The sequence below is a fragment of the Streptomyces sp. NPDC023481 genome (assembly GCF_055560195.1).
On record NZ_JBVHJE010000031.1, the window covers coordinates 1 to 7,268 of the forward strand.

Annotated in this window: 5 protein-coding genes and 1 pseudogene; 3 read left to right on the plus strand and 3 right to left on the minus strand. The window is 65.4% G+C overall.

Annotation, left to right across the window (positions count from 1 at the left end):
- Positions 1 to 470 precede the first annotated feature (470 nt).
- Complete coding sequence (locus ACZ3ZD_RS35815) at positions 471 to 1,118, plus strand: HNH endonuclease signature motif containing protein (RefSeq protein ID WP_467407218.1); 648 nt, start codon at positions 471 to 473, stop codon at positions 1,116 to 1,118.
- Entirely contained in the window at positions 1,118 to 3,790 is a 2,673-nt protein-coding gene (locus ACZ3ZD_RS35820; protein ID WP_467407205.1) for a helicase associated domain-containing protein, read from the plus strand. The genes ACZ3ZD_RS35815 and ACZ3ZD_RS35820 overlap by 1 nt, the downstream gene beginning before the upstream one ends.
- A 325-nt stretch (positions 3,791 to 4,115) precedes the next feature.
- Here ACZ3ZD_RS35820 and ACZ3ZD_RS35825 read toward each other — a convergent pair whose 3' ends face one another.
- Positions 4,116 to 4,658, minus strand: a complete 543-nt coding sequence (locus ACZ3ZD_RS35825; RefSeq protein ID WP_467407209.1) for an RICIN domain-containing protein — start codon at positions 4,656 to 4,658, stop codon at positions 4,116 to 4,118.
- Between the two features lie 124 nt (positions 4,659 to 4,782).
- Positions 4,783 to 5,376, minus strand: a complete 594-nt coding sequence (locus ACZ3ZD_RS35830; RefSeq protein ID WP_467407211.1) for an RICIN domain-containing protein — start codon at positions 5,374 to 5,376, stop codon at positions 4,783 to 4,785.
- Positions 5,377 to 5,946: 570 nt separating this feature from the next.
- Here ACZ3ZD_RS35830 and ACZ3ZD_RS35835 point away from each other — a divergent pair.
- Entirely contained in the window at positions 5,947 to 7,110 is a 1,164-nt protein-coding gene (locus tag ACZ3ZD_RS35835; RefSeq protein WP_467407215.1) for an acyltransferase family protein, read from the plus strand.
- 9 nt (positions 7,111 to 7,119) lie between these two features.
- On the opposite strand, the pseudogene ACZ3ZD_RS35840 reads toward ACZ3ZD_RS35835, so the two are convergent.
- Positions 7,120 to 7,268, minus strand: a pseudogene (locus ACZ3ZD_RS35840) (IS5/IS1182 family transposase); the annotation flags it as partial.

The window sequence follows — 7,268 nt, forward strand, 5'->3', positions numbered from 1 at the left end:
CCCGCGGAGCGGGTACCACATCGCTGCGCGATGTGCAAGCGAACACTCGCGCTGCGCGCGGGTGTTGCGCTCCCGCTCCGCGTGAGCGCTGGCGGGTGGCTGCGCCACCCGCACACCCTGCTTGCTGCGCAAGCAGGGTGACGGTCCGTCCGCTGCGCTCCCGGGCCGGCGGGACCCCGTCCCGCTACCAGGCTTCCGCTTCGCTCCAGCCTGGCCGGCGGGTCCGCTGCGCTCCCCCGCCTGACGGTCCTTCCGGCTGCGCCTCCAGAACCGTTAAGGCCCGCTCGCGCGGGCCGGGCTGCCTACGAAGGGTGAGGGTCGCTCATTCGTGTGGGTTCTAGTGTACCGCGCGCCTCAGATTGATGCAGCATGTAGCATTGGCAGAAAGGATGGACGGGTTGGGGGTTCGGATGAGTGGGGTCACGTGGGGAGAACGCAAGGTCTACAATCAGCGTCCCCTGATCCGATTGATGGTGTTGACTTCAAATTCGTCTATATGTGTGTTCTGCGGGCAGAGTGAGGCAGTCGAGGTCGATCACGCTGAACCAGTCGGTGACAACGGAGCGGATATCTGGTGGAACTACCTGCCGTCCTGCGTTACTTGTAACCGGATGAAAGGAAAGAATTCCGCACAGGATTGGAAGATCGACATGGAAATGTCCTATTCTCAGCCTACGGCCTATTCGATAAGGCGTCTCCCTCTGGAGGTTTGCAGGGGATTGATGGACCGCGTCAGAAAGGCTCAGGAGGAGATACGAGACCCCGCTCGACGGGACTGGTTTCGTCATCACTTCGGCGATGTCCCTAGGCCTCGCAGAGCTGCCCAATTCCATAAACTATTGAGCCGATGTCGGGCCGAGCTGGCGGAGTATCCCTATCCACCATGGACTGACGTTTCACGACCAGACTACCCTGACGACGTCTGTACCCGTCGCATCTGCTGTGGTTGGAGACATGAAAACTATCAATTTATTGGCGCCTTTCTAACCAAGGCAGAGTTGGTTGCATTCCAGGCGGCGGCCCACGCTGAGCGTATGCACACTGCGGATATCTCATCTCGGCTTATTCGCCAGTACCTTGCCACTTCATCTCATGAAGAAGCACAGGAAGGAAGCTGATGGAGTGTCTTTCTCTTCGGGAGCACCAGCTTGCCCAGAAGACAGCCTTTCGGCAGTGGGTCGGCTACCCTCTGAGAAATCCAGCGCCTTCTCGCGGTGCACGGGGCACCATCGTGTCCGCGACCGGGTCAGGGAAGACGATCACGGCCGCCGCGTGCGCGCTGGAATGCTTCCGGAACCGCCGGATCCTCGTGACCGTGCCGACTCTGGACCTGCTCGTGCAGACTGCCCAGGCGTGGCGCCTGGTGGGTCACCGGGCCCCGATGGTGGCGGTGTGCTCGCTGGAGAACGACCCGGTGCTGAACGAGTTGGGGGTGCGCACCACCACCAACCCCATTCAGCTCGCCCTGTGGGCCGGGCACGGGCCGGTCGTCGTGTTCGCCACGTACGCCTCCCTGGTGGACCGCGAGGACATCGACGCACCCGAGGGCCAGCGGAGGGTCCGCGGGCCGCTGGAGGCCGCTCTGGTGGGCGGGGAGCGCCTGTACGGCCAGCAGATGGCGGGCTTCGACCTCGCCATCGTGGATGAGGCCCACGGAACCGCCGGTGATCTTGGTCGTCCGTGGGCGGCGATCCACGACAACGCCCGGATCCCGGCGGACTTCCGGCTCTACCTCACCGCCACCCCGCGCATCCTCGCCGCGCCCCAGCCGCGCAGGGGCGCGGCCAGCCAGGAGGCGGAGATCGCGACCATGGCCGACGACCCGAACGGCACGTACGGCGCGTGGATCGCCGAACTCGGGCTGTCGGAGGCGATCGAGCGGGAGATCCTCGCCGGCTTCGAGATCGACGTCCTGGAGATCCGCGACCCCTCCCCCGTCATCGGGGAATCGGACGAGGCACGGCGGGGCCGGCGCCTGGCGCTCCTGCAGACCGCCCTCCTGGAGCACGCCGCCGCGTACAACCTGCGTACGGTCATGACGTTCCACCAGAAGGTCGAGGAAGCCGCCGCGTTCGCGGAGAAACTGCCCGAGACGGCAGCCGAGCTGTACGTCAGCGACGCCTCCCATGACGATCTGGCCGCCGCCGACAAGCTGCCGAAGTCCTCCATCGACGCGGAGTTCTACGAACTCGAGGCCGGCCGCCACGTACCCCCGGACCGCGTCTGGTCGGCGTGGCTATGCGGCGACCACCTCGTCACCGAGCGGCGAGAGGTCCTGCGCCAGTTCGCCAACGGCATCGACGCAGCCGGACGCCGGGTCCACCGCGCCTTCCTCGCCAGCGTTCGCGTGCTCGGGGAAGGCGTCGACATCACCGGCGAGCGGGGAGTCGAGGCCGTCTGCTTCGCCGACACCCGCGGCTCCCAGGTCGAGATCGTGCAGAACATCGGCCGGGCCCTCCGGCTCAACAAGGACGGCAGCACGAAGGTGGCCAGAATCATCGTGCCGGTGTTCCTGGAGCCAGGCGAGGACCCGACCGACATGGTCGCCAGCGCCAGCTTCAAGCCACTCGTGGCCGTGCTCCAGGGCCTGCGCTCGCATGATGAGCGCCTGGTCGAGCAGCTCGCCTCCCGCGCCCTCACCAGCGGCAAGCGCAAGGTCCACATCCGGCGCGACGAGGACGGGCGGATCGTCGGGGCCGACGGCGAGGGCGACGGCGAGGACCAGGAGCAGGACGACACCGACGCCGCTGCCGAGTCCGCCCTGCTCCACTTCTCCTCTCCCCGCGACGCGGCGACGATCGCGGCGTTCCTGCGCACCCGGGTCTACCGGCCCGAGTCCCTGGTCTGGCTGGAGGGCTACCAGGCCCTGCTCCGCTGGCGGAAGGAGAACGAGATCACCGGCCTCTACGCCGTGCCCTACGACGTCGAGGTGGAAGTGGGGGTCACGAAGGATTTTCCGCTGGGGCGCTGGGTGCACCAGCAGAGGAAGGCGCTGCGGGCCGGGGAGCTGGAGGAGCGGCGCAAGACGCTGCTGGACGCGCCGGAGGCCGGAATGGTCTGGGAGCCCGGCGAGGAAGCATGGGAGAACAAGCTCGCCGCGCTCCGCTCCTACCACCGAGCCACCGGACACCTCGCCCCCCGCCAGGACGCCGTGTGGGGCGAAGGCGAGGCGATGATGCCCATCGGGCAGCACATGGCCAACCTCCGCCGGAAAGGCGGCCTGGGCAAGGACCCGAAGCGGGCAGAGGAGCGCGCGAAGCAACTGACCGCGATCGACCCCGACTGGAACTGCCCCTGGCCACTCAACTGGCAACGCCACTACCGCATCCTCGCCGACCTCGCCGCCGACGAACCCCACAGCCGGCTCCCCGACATCGCACCCGGCGTCACCTTCGACGGCGACGACATCGGACGATGGCTCCAGCAGCAGAAACAGCCCGGCACCTGGAAGCAGCTGTCCACCGAGCAACAGGAACGGCTGACCGCGCTGGGCGTACAGCCGCTTGAGGAGACGACTCCCGACCCGGCGACCGGGCGCGCGGCGCAGGGCCCGAACAAGGCGCAGCAGGCCTTCCAGCGAGGCCTGACGGCCCTCACGCAGTGGGTCGAACGGGAAGGCGCCCACCGGCCCGTACCTCGGGGCCACAGCGAAGAGATCGCGGTCGACGGTGAGGCGGAACCGGTGGCGGTGAAGCTGGGCGTATGGGTCTCCAACACCAAGGTCAGGCGCGACAAACTCACCCAGGAACAACTCGACGCGCTTCGGGAGCTGGGCATGGAGTGGGCATAGGCGCCGGTATGTGACGGTGATGATCGGTGCCGATGCACAAAGAACGTGCGCGATACGTACGGAAAGCGCACGCACACCGGACGGGAAACACACACATGCCGCACGGTGGACGGGGAGGCCCCGGTGAGGGACCGACCCTGGTCGAACGTCTGCGGAATACCCCCGCATCATCGGCGGGGAGGACCAGTCGTACCTGGTCGTGATCGATAACTACCGCGGAACGCCCCCGCGGGCGTGGGGACGACACCGTCACACAAGAACCGGTTACAGGCGCCTCACATGCCGAGGTCACAAACCCAGGTTCATAGACGGCTGGCTGGTTCGGTCACTCCCAGGACCAGCCCTGGTTGGCCGAACCGTCGCAGCGAAATTGGGCGGCCTGGGCCCCCGTGGCGGTACTGGCTCCGGAAATCCCCAGGCACAGGCCGCTCTTACGGTTCTTGAGTGCAAAGTGGTCCCCGTCGTAGACGGTCCAGTCCACGATCCAGTCCTGATTCAGGTCGCTGGAGCCGTTCGCGATGATGGCTGTGGCACCGGAGGCGGTGCTGGCGCCGTCGATACCGAGGTTCTTTCTGGCGCCGAAGTTCTCGAACGTGTAGTAGTCACCGAAGATGTAGGTCTCCCACGTCTGCAGGGTGGTGCCGCCGTCGTAGGTCTGCTGCGTGACCTTGGCGCCGTGGGCGGTGCTCGCGGCTTGCAAATACTTACCGGACTTGAGGTTCTTGATGCGCGAGGCGCCAGCCAGCTTGGCCGGTTTGGGGTCACTGGCTGGTTGCGCCTCTGCGTGAGCGAGCGCCGGACTGGCTAACGCCAGCAGCGCTCCCGCGGCCGTCGCCACGACTGCCGCCTTGCTACGGGTTGTGCGCATGGCACGTTCTCCTTGTGTTGTGTTGGCACCATCCCGGTGCAGCAGCTGCACTAGCTGGGCAGCGCGGGCGTTCCAGTCCGCATCCCCTGTGCGGGGCGGACTGGAACGCCCGCCGATCGAGCGATCAGGGGTTGAACAGGCCCCAACCCTGGTTGGCCGATCCGTCGCAGGCGAACTGCGCGGCCTGTGCACCGTTGGCGGTACTGGCTCCGGAGATACCCAGACACAGGCCGCTCTTGCGGTTCTTCATCGCGAAGTAACCATCGGGGTAGCCGGTGACCGGCACAAGCTTCCAGTCCTGGTTGGCGTCCCCGGCGCCGTTCGCGATGATGGCTGCCGCCCCGGAGGCGGTGCTGGCACCGTCGATACCGAGGTTTCTGCCGGCGGCGACGTTCTCGAAGCTGGTGTAGGGGCTGTCGTTGACAGCGGCCCAGTTCTGGAGGGGGTTGACGGAGTTCCCCGGCTGCTGAACGACTTTGGCACCGTTGGCGGTGCTGCTGGCCTGGAGGAACTTCTTCGACTTGAGGTTCCCGATACCGATGCCGGAAGCCTTGATGCTTAAGAGGTTGCCACTGAGCACCTGCGAGGACGGTACGGGCTGGCCCCAGTCACTGTTCTGCTGTGACTGCTGTGCGTGTGCGAGTGCCGGACTGGCAACCGTTATCAGCGCGCCGGCAACGACTGCGGTGACGGCATACCTGAGTCGCGTTGTGTGCATGACATGTTTCCTTGTGTCGAGTTGTGTCCGATCTTGCCTGGAGAACTCAACCAGCTCGCGACGACGATTCGCTAGGACGTTCGGAGAGTTGGGCTGGAAGTGATCTGCTGGAGGAGGTGTGCCAACTGTGCCTGCCGATTGCGTTGGCGCTGATCAATCCGCATGGCGGGCTCCCTCCCTTCGACGCGTACGTCGGCTGGATCTTGAGGCTGCTCTCCGCCACTCCCGGCATCGGCCTCTTACCGCGTTGGCCAGGCCATCGGGAGGGAGGCAAATCGTGTGAGCACAGGCCCAGCCACCTTGGCCAGATGAAAACCATGCCGACCCGCCTGATGAACCCCTGAGCCGGATGCTCCGTACCAGTCACGGCGGGTGGCACCGTGTCGCCCGCCGTACCGTCAGGGAATCGGGTGAGTGGCGCTCGCACGTCGCAGGCTGCATGGTGCAGCCCCTGCCGATGCGGTATGCGGCAAACCTTGCACCCCGAGAAGGTGAGCGGTTTCAGTGGATTCGAGTCATAAGGTCAGTAGCTCTCTCGACTTGGCAGCTCCGGTAGAGCAGAAGGCAAGGGTGAGCGATGCCCATGGTCAGCGGCAGTTGCTGGGCCTGGATGGTCTCCGCGGCCTGGCGGCGTTATATGTGGTGCTGTTCCACTGCTGGCTGTACAGCTTCCCGGGATACCCCGACAGCTCGGCACCCCCATGGCTGGAGGGCCTCATGTTCGGGCGCCTGGCCGTCGTCTTCTTCCTGGTGCTGTCCGGATTCTCCTTGGCAATCTCTCCGGCCCGTCACGGTTGGCGATCAGGCGGCGTGGGGCGATTTCTCCGCCGCCGCGCCTGGCGCATTCTGCCTCCGTATTGGGCCGCACTAGCCATGAGCCTTATAGTTTCCTGGCTAATCGTGCCGGCTTCGCATTTTGGACCACCTACCGGCATGTCAATCCTGGTCTACGGTCTCGTCGCTCAGGACTCGTTTACCGCCCCTACACCGAACGGCGCGTTCTGGTCAATCGGAGTGGAAGCCGAACTTTATCTCCTCTTCCCCGTCTTCCTTTTTGTTAGGCGCCGCGTGGGCGCGGCGGCCCTGGTTGCGTGCGTGACGATTCCAGTGATCGCCCGCGGCTTGGCAGCAGCGAACGCCACTCCCGTGGAAGGTGACAACTGGCTCGCTCCCCACCTCGCTCCCGTGTTCGTGGCAGGGCTGGTAGGCGCCGCAGTCGTCAGGGCTTCCGACAGAGTTCGACGCCTGCCATGGGGATGGTTCGCTGTCCTGGCAGCCATGCCAGTCCTAGCTCTCGGCCTTGAACAGGGTTCTATTTGGACGGTGAAACACTATTTCTGGATAGACCTCGCCATCGCTCCTGCCATGTCTATGACGCTTGCTGCGATCGCCACCGGCAGACCTGCCATTCTTGTGCGGTTTCTGGCCGCACGCCCCATTCGGAGCCTCGGCAGCTTCTCTTACAGCCTTTATTTGATCCATCTGCCCATCGTCATGACAGTGATACGTCGTGTGGCACCCCTCTATTTGGCGCCAGGCCTGCCGGTGTTCTGGTTCACGCTTATCGTGGCCCTCCCAGTCTCGGTACTGGGAGCCTGGCTCTTTTCCAAGATCTTTGAGATGCCGTTCAAGCGGGCCCGGTCATGGAGGTCTCTGATCGAAGCCCTACCGCGCGGTCGCCGCCGCCCTGGCATTGAAGTCCAGCCGTCGTCCGCCACGCATGGTCGCGCCTAAGACCGTGTCCTACGTGGTGAGGCGGACGAGGCGCTTGTAGCAGCACAAGGCCGCGGCGAGACCGAGGAAGGCCAGGTAGTTGCGGGGATTGCGTTCGTAGCGGGGGCTGAGTCTGCGGTAGCCGGACAGCCACGACATCGTCCTTTCGATCACCCACC

What these genes read in the sequence shown, in the direction of transcription:
- ACZ3ZD_RS35815 (WP_467407218.1), top strand. Translation starts at nt 471, where the DNA reads ATGGTGTTGACTTCAAATTCGTCTATATGTGTGTTCTGCGGGCAGAGT.
- ACZ3ZD_RS35820 (WP_467407205.1), top strand. Translation starts at nt 1,118, where the DNA reads ATGGAGTGTCTTTCTCTTCGGGAGCACCAGCTTGCCCAGAAGACAGCC.
- ACZ3ZD_RS35825 (WP_467407209.1), bottom strand. Translation starts at nt 4,658, where the DNA reads ATGCGCACAACCCGTAGCAAGGCGGCAGTCGTGGCGACGGCCGCGGGA.
- ACZ3ZD_RS35830 (WP_467407211.1), bottom strand. Translation starts at nt 5,376, where the DNA reads ATGCACACAACGCGACTCAGGTATGCCGTCACCGCAGTCGTTGCCGGC.